Here is a 20,289-nt window from a genome sequence, read left to right as displayed (position 1 = left end):
CCCCTTATTCTGCAGCCAGTTCACCCGCAGGAACGATGACGGCGTTATGCGTCTTGTATTCCAACGTGATGTTCTGTCCGGTGTGGTCCTCGAAGGATTGTCCATGGTTCGGGATCGACACTTTGATCTCTTTTCCACCTTCACCTTCGGTAAAGATGTTGAAGACGTTGCCTTCAAATTCTTCGTGGTTGACCCGCGCGGTAACAAAATGGTCACCCGAAGCCCCCTCGGGCGCAATGGCGAAGGCTTCGGGGCGAATGAACAACATTGCACTATCGCCTTCTTTTATTTTGCCTTGATTGGCGGTCGATATCCGTGCAACCAGATCGCCCGAGCGGTTGGTCGAGATCAGCGCCTCGTTGCCCATGACCTGTTTGATCTTGCCACGGAATACATTGTTTTCGCCGACAAATGAGGCCGCGAAAGCCGTGTTGGGATCATTGTAGATGGTTTTCCCATCGGCAATTTGGTCAATCACACCTGCACGCATGACGGCGATATTATCTGACATGGTCAGCGCCTCGCCCTGGTCATGGGTAATGTAGATAAAAGTAATGCCCACACGCTGTTGTATCTCACGCAGTTCCGTTCGCATGTGCTGGCGCAGTTTGAGGTCAAGTGCTGACAGAGGCTCATCAAGAAGCAATACATCCGGCTCGGCGCAAAGGGCACGAGCGATGGCCACTCGCTGACGTTGGCCACCAGACAATTCGCTGGGAAGTTTGTCGCCTTGCTCCGGAAGCGCGATCATGTCCAGAAGCTCGTCAGCGCGCTTGCGGCGCTCGGCAACACTGGCGCCTTTGATTTCCATCGAGAACGTGATGTTCTCCCAAACCTTCATCAAGGGAAACAACGCTAGGTTCTGAAAGATCAGAGCTGTGGGGCGTTTGTTGGGCCCAATCCCGCGCATGTTTTTGCCGCCGATCAGAACATTGCCTTCGCTGGGCTCGAGAAAGCCGGAAACAGCCCTTAAGATCGTTGTTTTGCCGCAACCCGAGGGTCCGAGGAATGAAAAGAAATCTCCCCCGTTAATTGTGACGTTTGCATCGCGCACGGCGACGAAGTCACCGAAACGGATCCACAGGTTTTCCAGATCGACTCCGACCCCTGCACTCATTTTTGGTATCTCCCTGAGGTGTGCACTGTCACCACACCACATAGCTTTCCGTTACGCCGGAGCGGCGCACAGATTGTGGCCCCTCGCAGAACGCGAGGGGCATGGTTTCAGATCGCTTATGCGCTCTTGAACTTGTTGACGAACTCGGTCCGCGTTTCAGCATACCATGGGGCTTCGGCCGGCCACGGATTGAGGTTGGCCAGCGAGTCGCCCGGATAGGCCTCGGCAAAGTTCTTCTTGTAGGTGTCGCCTGAATACTGATCCGCCCCCAGAACAGGAGAGTTGTACCCATGGCTGTCGATGGCAACACCGGCAGGTTTGGCCTGATAGGCGAAGTCGATGAAGGCATAGATCTGGTCGATATTCGCCGCGCCAGACGGAATCGACATTCCGTCAACCCATGCCATCGCCCCTTCGATGGGCGCTTGATAGTGCACTGGTTCACCAGCCGATTTCAGTGCCAGTGGCGGGCCGTCCCAGGTCTGACCGACAACAACACCTTCATTCAGAAGACCGTTCTTCTGTGTATCGGCATCGTTCCAGATCAGCTTGATGCGATTCTTACGTGCAATGCACCAGTCAGTGATCTGACCCCAGACCTTGCGCATGGTTTCTTCGTCACCATAAGCGGCCCAGACCGAACCCGGCTCCATCTCGCCGGAACGCTCCATGTAAAGACCAGCGCCAAGCATCATCGAATGCGCGCGGCCCATGGTTTTGCCTGCGTTTTCTTCCGACCAAACATCGCCATAGGATGGGGCGTTCCCAGCCGGCAGCCACAAGTCGGTGCGGTATGCAATGCCTTCGGTGCCCCAGATATGCGGCAACCAGTGAACCCCGGCGCCGCCAAAGTTCCAAGCATCCGTACCGATTTTGGCCATGGCAGGGTTCACCAGGTCGACCGGAACCTTGTTCATGTCAAAGGGCTGCAACAACTCCAGCGGCTCCCACTGCAACGAGCGGTTGTTGGTTGGCGAGACGATGTCAAAGCCCTGACCTTTGGTCGCCTTCATCTTGTTGATGATTTCTTCGTTTGAGCCGATCCCGGTGTAGTTCACCTTGATGCCAGTAAGGGTCTCAAACTCTTCGATAAAGCTGGGCGGCAGATAATCCGACCACATCAGGATGTTGATTTCACCCGACGAAGCCAGTGCGCTCTTGCTGTAAAGAGGCGCGGCAAGTGCTGCGGCACCCGCTCCTTTCAAAACAGTGCGTCTGGAAAGTGATGACTTGGTAACCATAGTGTTCTCCCGTTGTTGGACTCGTTTTTTGTTTTCTATTCATAGGACTTTCTGCGCCCATCCGTCAGTCCAAAAGTGACAGTTTGCGAAAATCTTATGTCCAGTTTCGTGATTTGACACGTCTAAGCTGAATTATGAGGCGCTGCATTCTCCTGCCAAACGGTGATGTCCCTTGGTTTGACCGGATCTGAACCAAGTAGAATTTGACGTGCACGACCAGCAGGCAAAGGCTTTGAAACGTCACTGAAGTTGAACGCGTAGTAGGTCGAGCCGCGTTGGGTTATGCGCATATCGGGGTCGCAAGGCGTTGCATTTATCCCAGCCCAGTTCAGTACCTCCCCGACAATCGCCTGCAAAAGCTCATTTCGCGGAACCATTGCCAGATAGGTCGTGCGGTCAGAACGGATGACCGCCGGACTGGCATCGCAATAAGCGCTCTTGAAGCGGGCTAAAACGCGCTCTTTGGTCTCGACAATTTCACGCCAACCCGTGAATTCAAATTGCTGCCCATCGGGAAGAACCACAGCCTCATGCGCAAGTGAAGGAAGTGATTCGACGCGCGTGACACGGATACCTGTTAACTTTGCCAGTTCGCCTGGAGCCAGATTGGACGGGGTGTTCATCCCGGATGTCTTGCTGCCGGAACGAGCACCTATCAGAATCTTGGCCCCCGAAGCGTCAAGCTTGTCTGCAAGGTCAGCGGTCACGATCATGCTTTGAGGTAATATGATGAGGGCGTAGCCGCTCAGTTCATCTTCAGGGCCAACAAAATCAAGATCGACCCCAAAACCACGAATTGCAGTGTACCACTCGCGAAAAATCTGGGCATTGGGGAAATCGTTGTCATGTGGCAGGATGTCCGCCGCCCAGATAGAGGTATAATCCAGTAGCATTGCAACCCGTGATTTTGCCCGTCTCTCGGGCGGCAAAATGGCGCGATCCTTCACGATCTCAGCCAATTCAACAGCGGCCTGATCCGGGCTGCCATCTGACCGCAAAATCGCAGTATGGTATTGCTCTTGCGCAGATTTTGCCTGTCGCCAGCGAAAAAACATCACGGCTTGCGCGCCATGTGCATAGGCCGCCCAGGTCCAAAGCCGAACCATCCCCTCTGCCGGCGACGGATTCTTGTCAGCCCAATCCACCGGGCCCGGCTGCTGTTCCAGCACCCACATCCGACCGCGCCCCTGACTGCGATACAAATCACAATGAAAGCCCTGATAATCCGGTGCGCCGGTGCGCAGATAGCGGCGCTTTTCCTCATCTGAAAGGGTAGAGCCCAATAAGTTCCCTAGCGGGTAGCTGTCGAACCCGACAATATCCAGATCAGCCGCTACGGCGTGGTGATCGAATTCGAAACTACCTGCCATGAAGTTATGGGTAATATCCCGGCCCGGCGCATATTTGCGCAGAACATCCATCTGCGTTTTGTTGAACAGACGAACTCGATCGGAAGAATAGCGCGCGAATTCCAGAGCATGGGCTGGATTGGGCGTGGCGACCAGCCCGTTGGGCAGTTCGATCTGACCAAACTGAGAGTAGAGCGACCCCCAGAAAACGGTTCCCCACGCGTCATTCAACGCATCGATTGCCCCGTATCGTTCCTCCAACCAGTTCTGAAAACCTGTTCGCGCGGCATCGGAATAGCTGAGAACTGTATCGTGGTCGTTGTACTCATTGTCGATCTGCCACGCTTGGACATACGAATTCTGACCATATCTGCGGGCATATTCAGTTGCGATCCTTTGCGCCTCGGCCAGATAAACCTCACTGGAAAAACAATAATGCCTGCGCGAACCGTACCCTCTGACCCGACCATCCGGCCCAACGGGCAGGATTTCGGGATACTCATCGATCAACCATTTGGGGGGGGCGGCTGTTGGGGTGGACATCATGACCCGCAGACCAGCCTGACCCAGTATCTCGATCACTGCATCCAGCCAGTCCCAGTGGAACTGACCGCGCGCGGGTTCGATCAGACCCCAGGTGAATTCAGCAATCCGCACCCAATCCAACCCCATGTCTGCCATTTGGGCGGCATCGTCTCGCCATTGCGAAGGGTCCCACTGTTCGGGGTAGTAACAAACCCCAAGTTCCAGCGCGCTCATCGTGTGTCCTTTGCTGTGCGTCGTTCGATCCACTTCAGGAAACTGGCACAGCCGAGTGTGAGAACGACATACAGGATTGCCGCCGTATTGAAGGGTGCAAAGGGCAGAAAGCTAGCCGCCTGAAATTCTCGCATCCTCTGGGTCATGTCGCGGACGGACAGGATAGACAGCAATGACGTGTCCTTGATCATCGCGATAAACTCATTGCCAAGCGGTGGAGTGACAATCCGCAGGGCCTGCGGCAGAACGATAAGCCGCGCCGTATGCCAGCGCGACAAACCCAGAGAGCTGCCCGCCTCCAATTGGCCTTTCGGTATCGCCTCGATCCCGGATCGGAAAATTTCGGCCATATAGGCGGAATAACCAACTGAGATCGCGATGATCCCGCGGGTCATATTGGTCATGTCGATACCGCCGCCGGTGGCGTCTTTGACTGCGCCCGCCAGTGGCAGTCCAATATAAAGAATGATCACCAGCATCGGAATGCCGCGTATCGTATCCACGAAAAACTCGGCCCCGACCGCCAGAGGATGCAGCTTATGCTGAGCCCCGCCAATGGTCAGTGTCAGCAACAAAAACCCGAACACGGCAAATGCCAGGGCCGGATTGCGGTATTTGTCGGGTAGAAATCTTGTTTGCCACAGGACCGGATAACCTTGTGTATGGGCATCGGCCGGGACAAAAGCGCCCGAGACACTGTCGACCGTTTCGATCTGTTCAAGCGCGGCAGTGGCATCGGTTGCGCTGCGGATGCGATATTGCTGACCGTCGGCCCCTTCGAACTCACCAAACCGGATAACGTCAGCCTGCGCCTGCGGCGTGCCGCGCACAACCGCGATACGCCCTTCGGTGCTGCCCACCAGAACAAAGCTGACCTGCGGCTGCATGAAGAAAAAGGCTGAGGCTGCAAGCAATGCCAAACTGATCGAACCATAGACGACCGTCGTACGCGCCTTTGGTTTAAACGATTGCAACCCGACCCAGACCAAACCAAGAATGGCCGCGAAGATATAGGCAAATATGGCCGCGCGGAATGTAATGGCCACCCCGGTCGCGAACTGCCAATGAGCCATGAACATGAGATAAAACAGAACCGCGCCTGTGAGACACTCCAACCCCAACAAGACGCGCCCGCGCCAGGGCGGCTGCAAACGTGCCGAAATTAGGCATAGTGCGACGACAGCCGCGTAAACCGCCAGGAAAACTTGTAATCCCGTCTGAACCTTGGCGATCACGCCCGGAAACAGTACCCAGGTCTGACTGGATCGATCGATAAGGGGTGATGTGTTTTCGCTGAGCGCATGGAAGAAGACCGACTCGGCAAATGGCATCAGAAGCAGCGGAGAAACAAAGCTGATGACCAAAAGCGCCGCAGAAGCTGGGAACGCGGCAAGCGCGCAGAATCGCAACCAGCCGGGGGAGTTTTGTGAAAACCGCACGTAGCGTGCGCAAAGATATCCAAGGATCGCAACGGTCGCAATCAGCAGAAATCCAACAAAGATGGGCCCCGCGTCGGTGCCGATCCCCAGAATTGCGACCAGAGACCGCAAGTATTTTGAGGATGTGGCGAACAGGTAGATAATAAAGGGCGCTGCTGCGAGCAACACCAGGTTACTCGGGCGGATCGTGCTGAGGCGCAACATGGAACTTCTCCGCTAAGACAAGGCCCGGCAGCGCTGGCCGCCGGACCGGAAGGGCGCTAATGGATCAATTGGTGCCCCAGTATTTGGCTGTCAGTTCGTCCAGCGTTCCATCCTCCTGAATGGCTTTCAGACCAGCGTTAATTGCATCCACTGTCGGATCGCCTTCCTGAAACACGATGCCTAACGGGTCGGATTGCAGGCCTGTGATGCCAACAGTCAACTCGCCCGCAAATTCCTGTTCATAGGCCGCCGCTGAAGTGCCATCGATGATCACGCCCTGAACGTCCGCGTTCTGAAGCGCCAAAATGGCGGCCGAGAAGTTGTCGTAAAGGCTGACATTCTCGCGCCCAACAAGCTCTTCCGCCAATTGGGCGTTGGTCGTCGCAGTTTGCGCGGCCAGTTTCTGGCCACCGGCTTTGAAATCCTCAAGTGTCATGTCAGCATTATCGACCTGCAACAGAATGGCCTGGCTGACAACGATGTAAGGCTCGGAAAAGTCCATGGTTTCTTCGCGTTCCGGTGTGATCGACACGCCCGAGATAACCAGATCGAACTCACCCTGCTGAAGGGCCGCAAAGATACCATCCCAGGCGGTGTTTACGAAATTGGGGACGCAATTGACCTTCGCGCAGATTGCATTCATCACATCGACGTCAAAGCCCACGATCTCACCGGTTGTTTCATCCACGGTTTCCATCGGTGGGTATGTCGCATCGGTTCCGATTTTCAGAACACGACCTTCCAGGTCGGCAGCAAAGGCCGCTGGAGCCATCAGTGTTGTGAGTGTTGCAGCGGCAAGTAGGTTTTTAAACATTTTCAGGTACTCCTTTGTTGGATCAGGTGGTTTGCGCCGCATCCGGCGCCGGGGTGTCAGGTTGCCGCTCGATCAATGAGGCCCTGATCTTTTTCTGAATCTCGGACGGATCGACCCCGTCCAAAGCTTTCAACATGAACTCACCCAGCAGACGGCTTGTTTCAGCAATCGGCAAGTAATAAGTGCTGGGTGGCGGTACAAAATACTGGCTGAGCTTCAAGTCGTCGTTCGAGATGACCACAACGTCCCTTCCAACCTGCACTCCGGCTTTATCGGCAGCTGACAGCGCCCCAAGGGTTATGGCCTCATTAGCGCAGATGATGGCGCTCGGCGGTTTCGGCAACTCCATAAGCGTAGCAAATTTCTGCTGACCGGATTCCGCGGTGGTCGGGCCGGTGGAAACCAGTGTCGGGTCGAACTCCACACCGCATTCTGACAGCGCATCAGCATAACCCCTGCGGCGTTGCTGCGCATAGATCAGGTCATCCGGCGGGTTTATCAAAGCGATGCGGCGATGCCCCAGCCCAAGCAGCCTGGCGGTGGCATCATAAGCCGCTGCCTGACTGTCGAGATCCACATAAGGATGCGGTTGGGGGCTGTCGCTCATGCCGTATGTGACAAAAGGAAAGCCCTGCCCCTGCAGATACGCGACGCGTTCATCATGAACACGCGTGCCGGAAAAGATCACGCCATCAGCCTGCCCTTCCTGCACGATGGACTTCAACGTCTGCACCGCGGCCTCGCCATCACATGTGCTGAATACGCTCAACTGATAGCGCGTTCCTATTAGCGCATTGGATATTCCGGCCAGAATACGCGTAAACTCTACACCTTCCCACTCTTCCGCAGCATCGTTCGAAACACTGACCATGACCCCGATTCTATAGGATTTATTGGTGCGTAGCTTCAGGCCATCCAGATTCACCCGGTATCCCAGATCCGACGCAACTTTCTGAATCTCTTCCCGGGTTTCCCGTTTCACCGATACGGAATCCCGCAAAGCATTCGAGACTGTGCCAACGGAATACCCAGTACTTCTGGCAATCGATTTTATCGTCGCTCGCGCCATCACCCAAACCCTGCCAATTGTTCCGTCAAAAATGACCGACCCGTTTGCAGGGTGCGCACGTGATCATCGGTTTCGTCATGTTCGACAAACAGGTCCGTGCAGTTGGTCGAGGCAAGCGCACGCAGGGTTGCGTTCCAGTCAACTACGCCTTCGCCCAAATCGCGCCAGCGCGCGTCACCTGTTCCGCCTGCTGGGTCGATATCCTTTGCATGCACGGACAGGATTCGATTGGCGTGGCGGCGGATCGCGTCCGCCGGATCCAGACCAGCCGCAACCAGCCAACCGATATCTGGTTGCCAAAAGACATCTCCGCCGGCAAGGATCAGGTCAAGAGGTGTGTCACCGGCCTCACCGATAAGATCAAAATCATGATTGTGATACGCTAGGCTGATATCATGATCTGTCAGCTGATTTGCCCATTTGGACAACTGGCCCGACACCGCCCTCCATCCCTCGGCAGTGTCGGGCCGCACCTGGGGCGCCAGCCAAGGCATGACAGCCACCCGGCATTCCATTAGGTTTAATACTTCGACGATATCCGTAAAACGCCCTTCGAACTCTTCCCAATCAAAATGTGCAGACCGAACATTAAGGCCTGACCCGTAAATAGTTCCCGCCATCTGAGCTGGGGTCAGGCCGTGCAAGCCAGTGGTTTCGACATCTGAAAAACCGCAGGCCGCAACCAATTGCAGCTGATCTGCAAGATCACCGCATTGCCGCACTGTGTAGAGTTGGGCAGAAACTCGCATCCCTCACCTTTGAAACGTTTCAAATATGGTGAATTACGAGCTGCATCCTTGTCAAGCGCCGTATTGATGCGATCTGTACGCCAGCCTTAAATAAGGCTTCGAGCCTTAGCCTAAAACCCAGATGGGGTGGGAAATCGAGCCATTTCCCGCAACCGATTTCTGATCCGAACAATGAAGGGCTATACGAGCGAGCCACCAATCTGTATCACCAAAAACGGTATGGCACGCGCAGAGGGTCTTCAGAATGATAATCGCATGGATTATCTCGACCGACACCTGGCTGCCGTAAGGGACGTTTTGGCACAAGATGTTCTGGTAAAGGGCTGTTTTGTTTGGTCACTACTGCGACAAATGCGAATGGGCCTTCGAATGTGGAAAAAGGTTTGGACTGGTGGACGTGAATTTTGAAACGCTTGAGAGAACACCCAAAGCGTCTTTCATGGCGCTAAAGTCTGCCCATTCCGGGGGTCAGAACGTCTCTCAGCCGTTAGCGCAACCATTCGGTGCGGTGCATGAGCATTGGAATCTGGTTGCTGACATAGGGGGCACCAACACGCGGCTGGGCGTGGTTACGAACGGAGAGCTGACAGACCTGCGCAAGCGCCCAACGGGGACACTGGAAGATCTGCTGGAAGCGTTTCACGCGCTTCGGGATGAAATCGGAACAAATCCACAGGCGGTCGTGGCGGCGGGCGCAGGCCCTGTCCGGAACGGCACGATTCGGCTGACAAATGCCAATCTGGACCTGTCCGAGGCCGAATTGGCAAAAGCCACCGGTGCCAGCCATACGTTTGTAATCAATGATTTCACCGCTGCCGCGTGGTCGGTGGCAGAAGTAACCCAGAAAGATGTTGCCGTCTTGCAAGGTCACGCGACACCGCCCGCAGGCACGCGATTGGTGGTGGGTCCTGGCACCGGGCTTGGCGTGGGAGCGTTGCTGTTTTCCGAGGGCCACTATCACACAGTCTCCGGAGAAGGTGGGCATGTGGGTCTGTATCCGCGTCACCGCGACGAAGTTGACATCTTTGAAGCAGCCCGCAGCATTGCGCCTGAGTGTTTTTTTGGTGACAGCCTCGCACTGGAAGCTGAGATGTTCCTGAGCGGTACGGGCTTGCCTATCCTATATCAGGCGATCGGGCTGGCGGCAGGCCATATACAGACACCAACGCGCTCGGCGAAAGACATTCTGCTCGATGCCCGCGACCGTTCTGACCCCATCGCGGTACAAGCCGCTCGGATGTTCAACACCCATCTGGGGGCTTTGATGGGCGACATGGCTGTCACACTGATGCCTTCGGGCGGAGTGTTTCTTGTTGGCGGCGTCGCGGAAAAGAATCGCTGGTTGTTCGGCGAAGAGTTCCGGGAAGCGTTCAACGGCGGTGGCCGTTTCAGCGAGCTGCGCCGCTCGTTGAACCTGTATGTCTCCGAGCAAGCAGAGTTCGGCATTATCGGGGCGAACAATTTCTGCAAGAACGCTTTGATGCGATAACAAGTCTCCCTGACAAAATACTCTGAAAAGGACTACGAAATGATCCTGTGCTGTGGTGAAGCCCTGATCGACATGATTTCCGAGCCGACAGTGTCGGGCGAACAAGGATTTGTACCGCACACAGGTGGGGCGATATTGAACACGGCGGTCGCAGTCGGTCGTCTGGGTGTTTCCGTCGGAATGCTAACCGGCGTGTCGTCTGACATGTTTGGCCAACAAATTACAAAGACGCTGAATTCAAGCCATGTTGACACGTCACATGTGATTATCTCTGACCGCCCCACGACCCTTGCCTTCGTACAGCTAAAAGACGGTCACGCCACTTACAGCTTTGTCGATGAAAACACCGCCGGACGAATGCTGCAACCCGAGGACATGCCGGACCAGCTAACAGCCGTGTCCGCCCTGTATCTTGGGGGTATCAGCCTGGCATGTGAACCCTGCGCGGATGCCTATGCCTCACTTCTGAATCGCCACGGAGCGGATCGCGCAGTGATGTTGGACCCGAATATCCGACCGGGATTCATCAAGGACCAGACCCGGTATCGGACCCGCCTGAACCGCATGATCGCACAGTCCGATATTGTGAAGGTTTCAGACGAGGATCTTGACTGGATCATCCCGGGAGCCGAACCCGAGGGTGCCAAAGCGTCTCTTTTGTTGCAAACCGGCCCGTCAGCCCTCATCGTGACCAGGGGTGGCGACGGAGCGAATGGGTACCTGGCCGATGGTTCCAAGGTTTCGGTTCCGGTGAAACCTGTTCAGGTTGTCGACACAATCGGCGCGGGCGACACGTTTAATGCTGGGGTTTTGACCGAACTCAACCGCGCAGGGAATTTGACAAAGCAGGGGCTGCGCAATCTGACCTCCGAAAGCTTGCGGGCGGCCATGACGTTGGGCGCAACTGTTGCCGCAGTAACAGTATCACGCGCCGGGGCAGAACCGCCCTGGGCACACGAAATTTGATTGTCGGCAAAAACCCGAAAAATCGAACTGGTGACAATCGCATCAAGTCCGAGGGCCGTGGCTGCGGAGTTTGCGACCGCCTGGCAGGCTCACAAATTACGTTAGGCCACGGCAGAAAAGTATCTATCGCTTCCGGGCAATGATCCACACGGGATGATATGTCAGCGAGACCCCGCGATCCGTGCCGAACTCCTTAGCGTATACGTTTTCGAACCGAGCCAGCGCGGACTTGGTCCATGTTCCTTGCGCCCTGCCGTTTACACCTGTTCTTCGCAAATACCTAAGAACCTCGCGAGGCGTATCGAAGTAGGTTCGCCTCAGGCTTTCACCAACGGCCAATTTCTGCATCGGGCCGTCGACAGCAGCGGCAAGAGCAGCCGGAGTAGTAAGACCCGGTGCACGCGCAGCTGATCCGATCGCGCTAAGCTCTCGATATTGCTGAGGGCCAAAACCCGAAACCGCCAACCACCCGCCGGGCTCCAGCGCGTCCATCGCTCTGTGAAGCAATTGCAACGGGCTTTCCATCCATTGGATCATCGAAGCCGAGACGATCAGATCAATCCGGGAGGGCCAGTGAACTTCACGCGCATCACCGGCAATGAACGTGGCCTTTTCCGCATCCGCTGTTGCCTGAGCCTGTGGTGCGATGTCGTTCAATATGAAGTTTGGCAGGTGAAAGCTTTGTCGCATCAGACGGGTCAGATGCCCTGTGCCACATCCCAGCTCGAAGACAGTTTCAAAGCGGTCCGGAGCTCCGGCACGACGCAGTTCAGACACCAGCTTGCCTGCGACCCAGGCTTGTTGACTTGCTGTGTCGTGGTAGGTTTGAAAGCTTCTGCTAAAGCTCCGCTGCACCCTGTCTGCCAGTTGCGCTGTCATGATACCCAACTCGCCCAACTTTGCCCCGGTAGGAATGGTACGTGCGGCGCCGCCACACGCTCGACGCGGGCCGAGGTTGAGGCCCATGCGGCTTCTTGGGCCGTAGTCGGAATGATCCGGTCGTTTGTGGGTATCCACACCCTGTCAAAACCCGGATCAGGGGCAGGCCCGCGCTGGATCACGGAAAAAAGCTCTTGCTTCGCCGCGACTATATCGAGTTCCGGGGGCTCACTTGGCAAACCTGCACGGCGGCAGAACTTGGCGAAGCTGCGCTCGGAAAGCTGAGCCGCTGTTGCCTTGATCATGTCGGGCGCAATACCACGTTCCGGGCACGCAGGGTGCAAAGTGCCGCTGATGGCGATCAATCGGTCGGGACGAAAGCCCGAGCACGCCAGCCAATGCGCAGCCGACGAGACACCGAAGGAAAAGGCCAGCATATCAATGTGATCGAAACGGGCGAGATCAGGCAGGGGATCATCGAGACTGATGTAGCCTTCCACCAACAGAGTATTTCCGCCCCCCGTAAGACCCCGGAACGGAGCATCGCCCAGTGCCCATCCACCAAACACAAGGGTCAGAGTACTGTCATCTGATTGCGCCAGCCAACGGCTTTTCATTTCTGCCCCCCAGCCAGAGCAAGCATCGCGGACGTTACCCTGCTCAGTTCGTCAGGTGAAATAACATAGGGAGGCATGCAATAAATATTGCGAGCAAACGGGCGCAACCACACACCGGTTTCCGTAGCCAACCCATGTGCGATGGAGGGGTCGACCCGCTCATCCATCTCGATGACGCCAATTGCGCCGAGCACACGCACATCTGTAACACCGGGCAAATTGCGTGCGGGCGCGAGTTCGGCCTTCATCTGCTGCGAGATTGATGCAACTTCCTGCTTCCAGTTTCGCTGTTGCAACTGGTCGAGGCTCGCCACCCCTGCCGAACAAGCCAGAGGGTTGGCCATGTAGGTGGGACCGTGCATCAAAACTCCGGCCTCACTTTCACCGATCCCGCGAGCGACGGCCTCAGTCGCGATAGTGGCGGCCAAGGTGATATGCCCACCGGTCAGCGCCTTGCCAAGACACAGGATATCCGGAACCACCCCGGAGTGATCCATTGCAAACATCTCGCCACTGCGTCCGAATCCGGTCGCGATCTCATCGAAGATCAGCAAAACGTCATGCGCATCACACAAGCCACGCGCCCCACGTAACCAGGCGGGGTGATAGAAATACATCCCACCTGCGCCCTGCACCACCGGTTCAAGGATCAGTGCGGCTATTCTGTTCCCTTTGTCGTGCAGCAGCGCCTCCAGCGCCTCCAACCCGTTCTCGGAAGGATCGTCGAGCCACACATCGCCAAATTGAATGTGAGGGCGTGGCAGAAAGTGCTGGATCGACAACGCACCGCGAAACAGGCCATGCATCCCGTTGACGGGATCACAAACGCTCATCGCCTTCCATGTGTCGCCATGATAGCCACCACGGATCGTGGCAAATTCAGACCGTTCGCCCCGGTCTTTGGCAATCTGGTACTGGACTGCCATCTTCAACGCGACTTCGATCGCGACCGAGCCGCTGTCGCTGTAGAAAATGCGATCCAGGCCATCTGGCAGAAGGTCGACCAACCTGCGGCCAAGTTCCACGGCGGGTTCGTGGGTCAGACCGCCAAACATCACATGCGGCAGTGTATTCAGCTGCTTTTGCATCGCATCGATGATGGCCGGGTGCCTGTGCCCATGCACCGTACACCACCAGGACGACATTGCGTCGATCATTCTGACGCCATCAGCACGCGTCAGCCAGACACCTTCTGCCCCGGTAATCAGGTGCATCGGGCCTGGTTCAAGCACATGTGTATAAGGGTGCCACAGATGGCGCGCATCAAATTCCAACGGGGTCACAGGAACCTCCGAATGGTCGCCACATCAATTGCCGAAAATGCACTGTTCAGGCTCTGCGGTGTCAGGTCGCTCAGAAATGGCAGGCGTCCCAGATGATGCACTTTACACATCTCGACGATGGTTTGCTCCACGTCCGGCACGGGGTCACCCACGAATGCGACGCCGACTACCTCGCAGCCAACAGCCCGAAGCGCCATCAGAGACAATGTGGTGTGGTTGATCGTTCCCAAGGCGGTGCGCGCAACAAGAACAACCGGAGCCTGCCATCCGGCAATCAGGTCCAGAAAGAACGACTGGCGGTTCAGCGGCACCATAAGGCCCCCTGCGCCTTCGACAACAAGAGGCCCGTCCACTTTCGGAATTTCAAGACGCGAGAGGTCAATCTCAATACCCATGTCTTCGGCAGACAGATGCGGTGAAGCGGGCATGTTCAGCCGGTACGCTTCGGGCAGGACTTCGGCACCACTCAGCGCGCTCACGGTTTCAGTGTCTGTTGCATCCTCAAGACCAGACTGAACAGGTTTCCAGTACCGGGCCTGCAAAGCTGCCACCAGACCAGCCGAAAACACGGTTTTTCCAACACCTGTATCGGTTCCGGTAACGATCAGCGCGCTCATGCGGCCTCCGACTGACAAATTGCGATGGTTGAAAACAGGGTCGAGATATCCTGCAGCGTGACATTTCCGGTAATCGAGACGCGCAACCGGGATGTGCCTTTTGGGACAGTAGGCGGGCGGATACCCCGAACGTCAAAACCCTGCTGCTGCAAAGTGGCCGCCATCGCCATTGTGCGCTCGTCATCTCCCAGTACAACCGGGATGATCTGGCTGTTCAACGCGGCTGCGGGCAACCCCAGTTGCCGTGCGGCGTCATGGGCATGGCGCATACGTTCATGCGCGCCTTCAACCAGGCTGACATCCTCGGCCAGTTCCCGTAGCGCAGCACGAACCAGAGAAGCGTTCAAAGGCGACGGAGCGGTCGCAAAGATGAAGGGACGAGCGCGGTTGATCAGGGTATCAATCATCACGCGCGGACCGCAGATCAGTCCGCCTGAGACACCAAGCCCTTTACCGCAGGTATGCAATGTCAGCAGATCAGCGTTCAGGTCATGCGCGAGACCCCTGCCTCGCTCTCCGAAAACGCCGGTTGCGTGGGCCTCATCAACAACCAAAACCGCATCAGCTTCGCGCGCAAGTACGGACAGGTCTTCCAGCGGCGCCAGGTCACCTTCCATGGAATACACGCTTTCGACGGCAATCCAGACCTGACCCGAACCGCCTGTAGATTGCCAGTCGCGCAATACGTTGCGTGCATCCGCAACGTCATTGTGGCGGAAGGCACGCAGGTCTGCACGGCTGGACCGCATGCCTTCATGGGCGCTCGCGTGAACCAGGGCGTCATATAGGACCAAATCCTCAGCCGCTGGCAACGTGGAGAAGATCGCCTGATTGGCCTGAAACCCGCCTCCCATGAACAGCGCGGCCTCAGCTCCAAAGAATGCGGCCGCTTCCCGCTCCAGCGCTTCATGTTCAGGGTGGTTGCCCCGCAACAGACGCGAACCTCCCGAACCTACAGGCACACCCCGCGACAACGCATCATGCGCCGCACGTTGTAACACTTGAGAACCGGCAAGACCCAGATAGTCATTCGACGCGAAATCCAGCCCTTGCGTCGGGATCAAGGCCCGGCGGCGGTGCCGGGCTTGAAGCGCATCAAGCATCGATTCCAGTCGGTTGACTGCTTTCATTCGGCAGCTTCCGTGCAGTTTCGCGTTTCGGCTTTTTCGGCCTGAAGGCCAAGTTTCGCAAACAGGACCGCGTCGGTGTCTTCTTCGGGGTTTTCTGCTGTCAAAAGCGTTTCGCCAACAAAGATCGAGTTGGCACCGGCGAAAAAGCACATCGCCTGCATCTCGTCACTCATGTCGCTGCGCCCGGCAGAAAGCCGCACATAGGACTTGGGCATCAGAATGCGGGCCGTTGCAATGATCCGCACAAAGTCGATCGGGTCAATCGGCTCGGCGTCGGCAAGCGGGGTATCAGCCTGCGGCATCAACATATTGATCGGCACCGAGTCAGGTGGAGGCGTCATGTTGGCCAATGTCAGCAACATGTCGATACGGTCGCCAGTATGTTCACCCATCCCCAGAATGCCGCCTGAGCAAACCTTGATCCCTGCTTCCTGCACCCGGTTCATCGTGTCAATCCGATCCGCAAAGGTACGGGTGGTGATGACTTCGGAGTAATAGCGTTCCGAGGTGTCAATGTTGTGATTGTAATAGTCCAAACCGGCATCGCGCAGCTGCACCACCTGGGTGTCGTCGAGCATACCCAGCGTCATGCAGCTTTCCATGCCCAGTTCCTTGACGCCCTCGACCATCGCGACCAGCGCATCCATGTCACGCGCCTTTGGCTCGCGCCACGCCGCCCCCATGCAGAACCGGGTCGCGCCACCATCGCGGGCTTTCTTGGCCTCGGTCAGAACGCGCTGAACCTCGATCAGCTTCGATGCGGGCAAGGTTGATCCATTACGGGCTGATTGCGAGCAATAGGCGCAATCCTCGGCGCAGCCACCCGTCTTGATCGACAATAGCTTCGAGGTCTGGATCTGGTTCGGATCAAAGTTTTCGCGATGCACGGTCTGCGCACGAAACAAAAGATCCATCAGCGGAAGATCGTGAATAGCTTGCGCAGTTTTACGGGTCCAGCCGGAGTGTGGGATGATCATTTTATCTATAAAACTCTCTGCAGCTTGCGTTGCTGTGGATTTATTATCGATAAAACTTGAATACGCAACTGTGTTGGCGCAAACGATCTTAAATCAAGCGGAAATGCCGCGCCTTCAGAAATCGAGCCCCAGATCGACGGTGCGGGCAGAATGCGTCAAGGCACCGGACGAGATGTAATCCACCCCTGTCGCCGCGATCGATGCGACCCGTTCCAAGGTCACGTTGCCGCTGGCTTCGGTCTTCAACCGCCCGCCCACCATGGCAACCGCTTCGCGCAGCATGTCATTGTCCATGTTGTCCAGTAAAACAACGGAAGCCCCGCCAACGTCCAGCACTTCGGCAAGCTGGTCCAGTCGATCAACCTCAATCTCGACCGCCATCATGTGACTGGCCTTTGCCTTAGCGGCCTCAAGAACCTTACGGATGCCGCCTGCCGCAGCAATGTGGTTGTCCTTGATCAGGATCGCATCTGACAAGGAATAGCGGTGGTTGAAACCGCCACCGTGCAGCACGGCCTGTTTTTCCACGATGCGCAGACCTGGCGTTGTCTTGCGTGTACAGGTCATACGGGCTGTTGTGCCGTTGGTCTGCTCCACAAATGCGGCTGTCATTGTGGCAATACCCGTCAGGCGACCGGCAAAGTTCAGAGCGACACGTTCGCCGGACAGGATCGATGCGGCAGAGCCCTTGATGGTCATCAGCGTATCACCGCGTGCGCAACGCGAACCATCCTTGATCCGCACGTCAACCTCAAGCGACGGATCCACAAGCCGGAACGCGATTGCAGCAACTTGCATCCCCGACACGACAGCGTTTTCGCGTGCGTTCAGGCTGGCTGTATAGGTTGTTTCCTGTGAGATCACGGCGCGGGTTGTCACATCACCGTAGCTTCCCAGATCCTCCATCAGCGCAGCGCGGACCACGGGTTCCAGAATCAGATCCGGCAGGATTGCATATGTCATGACAGTTCCTCGCAGGCTTTGGCCCGAATGCTCATTGCTTCGGACAAATACATCCGGGACCGCTCTCCGGGCCCATCATTGGCTTTTGGAAAGTCGGATCGCTTGTGCGCACCGCGGCTTTCTTCGCGCTGCAAGGCTGCGGCAGCGATCAAGGTCGCGGTTGCACACATGTTGCGAAATGACGGGCAGGCATCGTGCTGCGCCTCCAACTGCGCAATAGATTGCAGAGCACGGATTAGGCCCGCCCGGTCCCGGACAACGCCCACGTCGCGCGTCATGGTTTCGCGCAACTCCTGGATAGATTTTGTTGTGTCCGGGGACATTACCTGAACAAACTGCAATGCAACAGGGTCGGCATTTGACACCACCGGAACGGATGCCCCGATACTTTCGGCGCAGATGCGTGCAAAGACAAGTGCCTCAAGCAACCCGTTCGAGGCCAACCGGTTGGCACCGTGAAGGCCTGTCGAAGATGCCTCGCCGCAGACCCAAAGCCCGTCAAGTGTCGCGCGACCGTCAGTGTCGGTGGCAATACCGCCCATGTGATAATGCGCTGCCGGTGCGACCGGAATCGGTTCGTTGACCGGGTCGACGCCATTGCGCGCGCAGTATTCAGCAACTGCCGGGAACAGGTCCGTTATCTTCGAGCCCAATGCGGTGCGGGTGTCCAGCTTGGGTCGGTTACCTGCCTGCACTTCGGCAAAAATTGCACGCGCGACGACGTCTCGCGGGGCGAGTTCTGCGTCCGGATGAACGGATAACATGAACCGCTCACCCTTATTGTTGATCAGGGTTGCCCCTTCGCCGCGCAACGCTTCGGTTGCCAGCGGTGCCGGATCTTCGCCAACATCCATTGCCGTCGGATGAAACTGAACGAATTCGGCGTCAGCAATAAGTGCACCAGCACGCGCGGCCATCCCGATGACCTGCCCGCGAATGCGCGCCGGGTTGGTCGTCAAGGCATACAACCCGCCAGAGCCACCCCCGGCAAGCAACACAGCAGGCCCGCAGAGCGTAACGGGCTCGGACCCCGTTTCTGATGCGTCCTGAACCGTGACACCAGTCACCCGACCGTTGGATACGTCCAGCGCCGTGGCAAGGACACCTTCCAACACCTGAACCGAGGACGTTTCATGCACCCGTTCGATCAGGGCAGCCATGATTTCACTACCTGCCTGATCCCCTTTCACCCGTACGACACGCGCGAAGCTATGCGCCGCTTCGCGTGACAACACATAACTGCCATCCTTGGTGCGATCGAATGGCGTGCCCAATGTCGTCAGGTCGAGGATATATTGACGCGCCTCGCGCGTGACCAGATCGGCAACAGCCGGAACGACTATGCCAGCGCCAGCCATTACGGTGTCCAGGCTGTGGCTTTCCGGGCTGTCCGACAAATCCATTGCTGCGGCCACACCGCCTTGCGCCCATGAGGAACTTGCACCTTCACCCAAAGCATCCGGTGAGATTACAACCACTGGTCGCGGCGCGAGCTTCAATGCTGCATAAAGCGCACCGATGCCAGCCCCCACAATAATGACGCGATCCGTGGTGACTTTGGTCATTTCAGATCAAATGCCGAGCTTGCGGGACAGATCAATCATCGCCTGAACGGATTTGCGCGCCTTTTCAGCCACATCTTCGGCGACCTCGACCTGCCCTTCCATCGTGTGCAGGGCGTAGAGGATCTTTTCAAGCGTGATCTTCTTCATATACGGGCACATGTTGCATGGCCCGACAAATTCGACCTCGGGCAATTCATCGGCAATGTTGGATGCCATCGAACACTCGGTGATCAGCATCGCCTTTTTCGGCTTTTCATCATGCACGTATTTGATGATGCCGCTGGTCGAGCCGGAATAGTCTGCCTCGGCCACCACATCCGGCGGGCATTCAGGATGCGCGATCAGCCGTGTTCCCGGGTTCCATTCGCGGAAGTCGCGCAAGTCCTGTGCGGTGTATTGTTCATGCACGATGCAAGAGCCGGGCCAATACACCACGTTCTTGTGGCTTTGATTGGCAACATTCTGCGCCAGATACTGATCCGGTGTCATGATGACCGTATCGCTTACCATGGCGTTCACGATCTGAAGTGCGTTCGAAGAGGTGCAGCAGATATCCGAGGCTGCTTTTACCTCAGCAGTGGTGTTTACATAGGACACAACCGGCGCGCCGGGGTATTTGGCGCGCATTTCATCGATTCCCTCAGCGGTAATCGATTCTGCCAATGAACAACCGGCTTCCATGTCGGGCATCAGAACAGTCTTCTGAGGGCTGAGGATCTTCGACGTCTCGGCCATGAAATGAACACCGGCCTGAACGATCACATCTTCTTCGACCTCACTAGCCTTGATCGCAAGCTGCAAACTGTCCCCAACGAAATCGGACACACCGTGAAAAATCTCGGGCGTCATGTAATTGTGCCCAAGGATCACGGCGTTACGTTCTTTCTTGAGCGTATTGATGGCCCGCACGTAAGGCGCGTAGATCGCCCAATCCGGTGGGCTGACCACGCGATCCATGCGGGCAAACGTGTCTTTCATCTCATTGGCCAGAGAGGCCGATGGGGCAAGGTCATAAACGTCCGAAATCACCGAGCGGACATGTGCAATATCGAGCAACGGGTA

Annotated in this window: 19 protein-coding genes; 3 read left to right on the top strand and 16 right to left on the bottom strand. The window is 56.6% G+C overall.

The window, feature by feature from the left end; genetic code table 11:
• Positions 1-4: 4 nt before the first annotated feature.
• The 7 genes from ACR0ID_RS11880 to ACR0ID_RS11850 all read right to left on the bottom strand — a co-directional run bounded on the left by ACR0ID_RS11880 (position 5) and on the right by ACR0ID_RS11850 (position 8,741).
• Positions 5-1,117 carry an ABC transporter ATP-binding protein gene (locus ACR0ID_RS11880; protein ID WP_480605635.1) on the bottom strand — a complete coding sequence of 371 codons (1,113 nt, stop codon included), beginning with the start codon at positions 1,115-1,117 and terminating at the stop codon, positions 5-7.
• A gap of 116 nt (positions 1,118-1,233) precedes the next feature.
• Complete coding sequence (locus tag ACR0ID_RS11875) at positions 1,234-2,358, bottom strand: extracellular solute-binding protein (protein WP_480605632.1); 1,125 nt, start codon at positions 2,356-2,358, stop codon at positions 1,234-1,236.
• Positions 2,359-2,480: 122 nt separating this feature from the next.
• Positions 2,481-4,466 carry a beta-galactosidase gene (locus ACR0ID_RS11870; protein ID WP_480605629.1) on the bottom strand — a complete coding sequence of 662 codons (1,986 nt, stop codon included), beginning with the start codon at positions 4,464-4,466 and terminating at the stop codon, positions 2,481-2,483.
• A complete protein-coding gene (locus ACR0ID_RS11865; protein ID WP_480494225.1) occupies positions 4,463-6,109 on the bottom strand; it encodes an amino acid ABC transporter permease in 1,647 nt (548 codons plus the stop codon). The genes ACR0ID_RS11870 and ACR0ID_RS11865 overlap by 4 nt, the downstream gene beginning before the upstream one ends.
• 64 nt (positions 6,110-6,173) lie before the next feature.
• Entirely contained in the window at positions 6,174-6,923 is a 750-nt protein-coding gene (locus ACR0ID_RS11860; RefSeq protein WP_480483651.1) for a basic amino acid ABC transporter substrate-binding protein, read from the bottom strand.
• 22 nt (positions 6,924-6,945) lie between these two features.
• Positions 6,946-7,992, bottom strand: coding sequence for a LacI family transcriptional regulator (locus ACR0ID_RS11855; protein ID WP_480605626.1), 1,047 nt, complete (start codon positions 7,990-7,992; stop codon positions 6,946-6,948).
• A complete protein-coding gene (locus ACR0ID_RS11850; protein ID WP_480605623.1) occupies positions 7,992-8,741 on the bottom strand; it encodes a sugar phosphate isomerase/epimerase family protein in 750 nt (249 codons plus the stop codon). Before ACR0ID_RS11850 ends, ACR0ID_RS11855 begins: the two co-directional genes overlap by 1 nt.
• A 171-nt stretch (positions 8,742-8,912) precedes the next feature.
• On the opposite strand from ACR0ID_RS11850, the gene ACR0ID_RS11845 reads away from it, so the two are divergent.
• The 3 genes from ACR0ID_RS11845 to ACR0ID_RS11835 are packed head-to-tail and all read left to right on the top strand — an operon-like array spanning position 8,913 to position 11,196.
• Positions 8,913-9,149 carry a family 1 glycosylhydrolase gene (locus ACR0ID_RS11845; protein ID WP_480605620.1) on the top strand — a complete coding sequence of 79 codons (237 nt, stop codon included), beginning with the start codon at positions 8,913-8,915 and terminating at the stop codon, positions 9,147-9,149.
• Entirely contained in the window at positions 9,133-10,230 is a 1,098-nt protein-coding gene (locus ACR0ID_RS11840; RefSeq protein WP_480519804.1) for a glucokinase, read from the top strand. Before ACR0ID_RS11845 ends, ACR0ID_RS11840 begins: the two co-directional genes overlap by 17 nt.
• A 39-nt stretch (positions 10,231-10,269) precedes the next feature.
• On the top strand, positions 10,270-11,196 hold the full coding sequence (locus ACR0ID_RS11835) for a carbohydrate kinase family protein (protein ID WP_480519802.1): 927 nt from the start codon (positions 10,270-10,272) through the stop codon (positions 11,194-11,196).
• A 123-nt stretch (positions 11,197-11,319) separates the two neighbouring features.
• On the opposite strand, the gene ACR0ID_RS11830 is transcribed toward ACR0ID_RS11835, so the two are convergent.
• The 9 genes from ACR0ID_RS11830 to nadA form a co-directional block, all read right to left on the bottom strand.
• Positions 11,320-12,075 (bottom strand): methyltransferase domain-containing protein, encoded by a 756-nt coding sequence (locus ACR0ID_RS11830; protein WP_480605616.1) that lies wholly within the window; start codon positions 12,073-12,075, stop codon positions 11,320-11,322.
• The gene (locus tag ACR0ID_RS11825; protein ID WP_480519798.1) at positions 12,072-12,692 is read right to left on the bottom strand and encodes a pimeloyl-ACP methyl esterase BioG family protein; all 621 of its coding nucleotides are present in this window, start codon (positions 12,690-12,692) and stop codon (positions 12,072-12,074) included. Before ACR0ID_RS11825 ends, ACR0ID_RS11830 begins: the two co-directional genes overlap by 4 nt.
• Entirely contained in the window at positions 12,689-13,975 is a 1,287-nt protein-coding gene (gene bioA / locus ACR0ID_RS11820; protein WP_480554876.1) for an adenosylmethionine--8-amino-7-oxononanoate transaminase, read from the bottom strand. Before bioA ends, ACR0ID_RS11825 begins: the two co-directional genes overlap by 4 nt.
• Complete coding sequence (gene bioD, locus ACR0ID_RS11815) at positions 13,972-14,592, bottom strand: dethiobiotin synthase (protein ID WP_480605613.1); 621 nt, start codon at positions 14,590-14,592, stop codon at positions 13,972-13,974. The genes bioA and bioD overlap by 4 nt, the downstream gene beginning before the upstream one ends.
• Positions 14,589-15,722 (bottom strand): 8-amino-7-oxononanoate synthase, encoded by a 1,134-nt coding sequence (locus ACR0ID_RS11810; protein WP_480605610.1) that lies wholly within the window; start codon positions 15,720-15,722, stop codon positions 14,589-14,591. Before ACR0ID_RS11810 ends, bioD begins: the two co-directional genes overlap by 4 nt.
• A complete protein-coding gene (bioB, locus tag ACR0ID_RS11805; protein ID WP_480605607.1) occupies positions 15,719-16,699 on the bottom strand; it encodes a biotin synthase BioB in 981 nt (326 codons plus the stop codon). Before bioB ends, ACR0ID_RS11810 begins: the two co-directional genes overlap by 4 nt.
• 114 nt (positions 16,700-16,813) lie before the next feature.
• Complete coding sequence (gene nadC / locus ACR0ID_RS11800; RefSeq protein WP_480605605.1) at positions 16,814-17,662, bottom strand: carboxylating nicotinate-nucleotide diphosphorylase; 849 nt, start codon at positions 17,660-17,662, stop codon at positions 16,814-16,816.
• Positions 17,659-19,227, bottom strand: a complete 1,569-nt coding sequence (locus ACR0ID_RS11795) for an L-aspartate oxidase (protein WP_480605602.1) — start codon at positions 19,225-19,227, stop codon at positions 17,659-17,661. The genes nadC and ACR0ID_RS11795 overlap by 4 nt, the downstream gene beginning before the upstream one ends.
• A 6-nt stretch (positions 19,228-19,233) precedes the next feature.
• A complete protein-coding gene (gene nadA, locus ACR0ID_RS11790; protein WP_480605599.1) occupies positions 19,234-20,283 on the bottom strand; it encodes a quinolinate synthase NadA in 1,050 nt (349 codons plus the stop codon).
• Positions 20,284-20,289: the final 6 nt, after the last annotated feature.

The sequence above is a fragment of the Ruegeria sp. AL2 genome, from assembly GCF_056540845.1.
Note: the sequence above shows the minus strand (reverse complement) of the source record. Positions and strands in the feature narration are given on the sequence as shown.

Excerpts from the sequence above, each read along its gene's own strand:
- ACR0ID_RS11850 (WP_480605623.1), bottom strand. The coding sequence starts at position 8,741 with ATGCGAGTTTCTGCCCAACTCTACACAGTGCGGCAATGCGGTGATCTT.
- ACR0ID_RS11835 (WP_480519802.1), top strand. The coding sequence starts at position 10,270 with ATGATCCTGTGCTGTGGTGAAGCCCTGATCGACATGATTTCCGAGCCG.
- ACR0ID_RS11860 (WP_480483651.1), bottom strand. The coding sequence starts at position 6,923 with ATGTTTAAAAACCTACTTGCCGCTGCAACACTCACAACACTGATGGCT.
- ACR0ID_RS11830 (WP_480605616.1), bottom strand. The coding sequence starts at position 12,075 with ATGACAGCGCAACTGGCAGACAGGGTGCAGCGGAGCTTTAGCAGAAGC.
- ACR0ID_RS11825 (WP_480519798.1), bottom strand. The coding sequence starts at position 12,692 with ATGAAAAGCCGTTGGCTGGCGCAATCAGATGACAGTACTCTGACCCTT.
- ACR0ID_RS11795 (WP_480605602.1), bottom strand. The coding sequence starts at position 19,227 with ATGACCAAAGTCACCACGGATCGCGTCATTATTGTGGGGGCTGGCATC.
- bioD (WP_480605613.1), bottom strand. The coding sequence starts at position 14,592 with ATGAGCGCGCTGATCGTTACCGGAACCGATACAGGTGTTGGAAAAACC.
- ACR0ID_RS11875 (WP_480605632.1), bottom strand. The coding sequence starts at position 2,358 with ATGGTTACCAAGTCATCACTTTCCAGACGCACTGTTTTGAAAGGAGCG.
- ACR0ID_RS11845 (WP_480605620.1), top strand. The coding sequence starts at position 8,913 with ATGAAGGGCTATACGAGCGAGCCACCAATCTGTATCACCAAAAACGGT.
- ACR0ID_RS11870 (WP_480605629.1), bottom strand. The coding sequence starts at position 4,466 with ATGAGCGCGCTGGAACTTGGGGTTTGTTACTACCCCGAACAGTGGGAC.
- bioB (WP_480605607.1), bottom strand. The coding sequence starts at position 16,699 with ATGATCATCCCACACTCCGGCTGGACCCGTAAAACTGCGCAAGCTATT.
- ACR0ID_RS11865 (WP_480494225.1), bottom strand. The coding sequence starts at position 6,109 with ATGTTGCGCCTCAGCACGATCCGCCCGAGTAACCTGGTGTTGCTCGCA.
- ACR0ID_RS11810 (WP_480605610.1), bottom strand. The coding sequence starts at position 15,722 with ATGAAAGCAGTCAACCGACTGGAATCGATGCTTGATGCGCTTCAAGCC.
- ACR0ID_RS11880 (WP_480605635.1), bottom strand. The coding sequence starts at position 1,117 with ATGAGTGCAGGGGTCGGAGTCGATCTGGAAAACCTGTGGATCCGTTTC.
- nadC (WP_480605605.1), bottom strand. The coding sequence starts at position 17,662 with ATGACATATGCAATCCTGCCGGATCTGATTCTGGAACCCGTGGTCCGC.
- ACR0ID_RS11855 (WP_480605626.1), bottom strand. The coding sequence starts at position 7,992 with ATGGCGCGAGCGACGATAAAATCGATTGCCAGAAGTACTGGGTATTCC.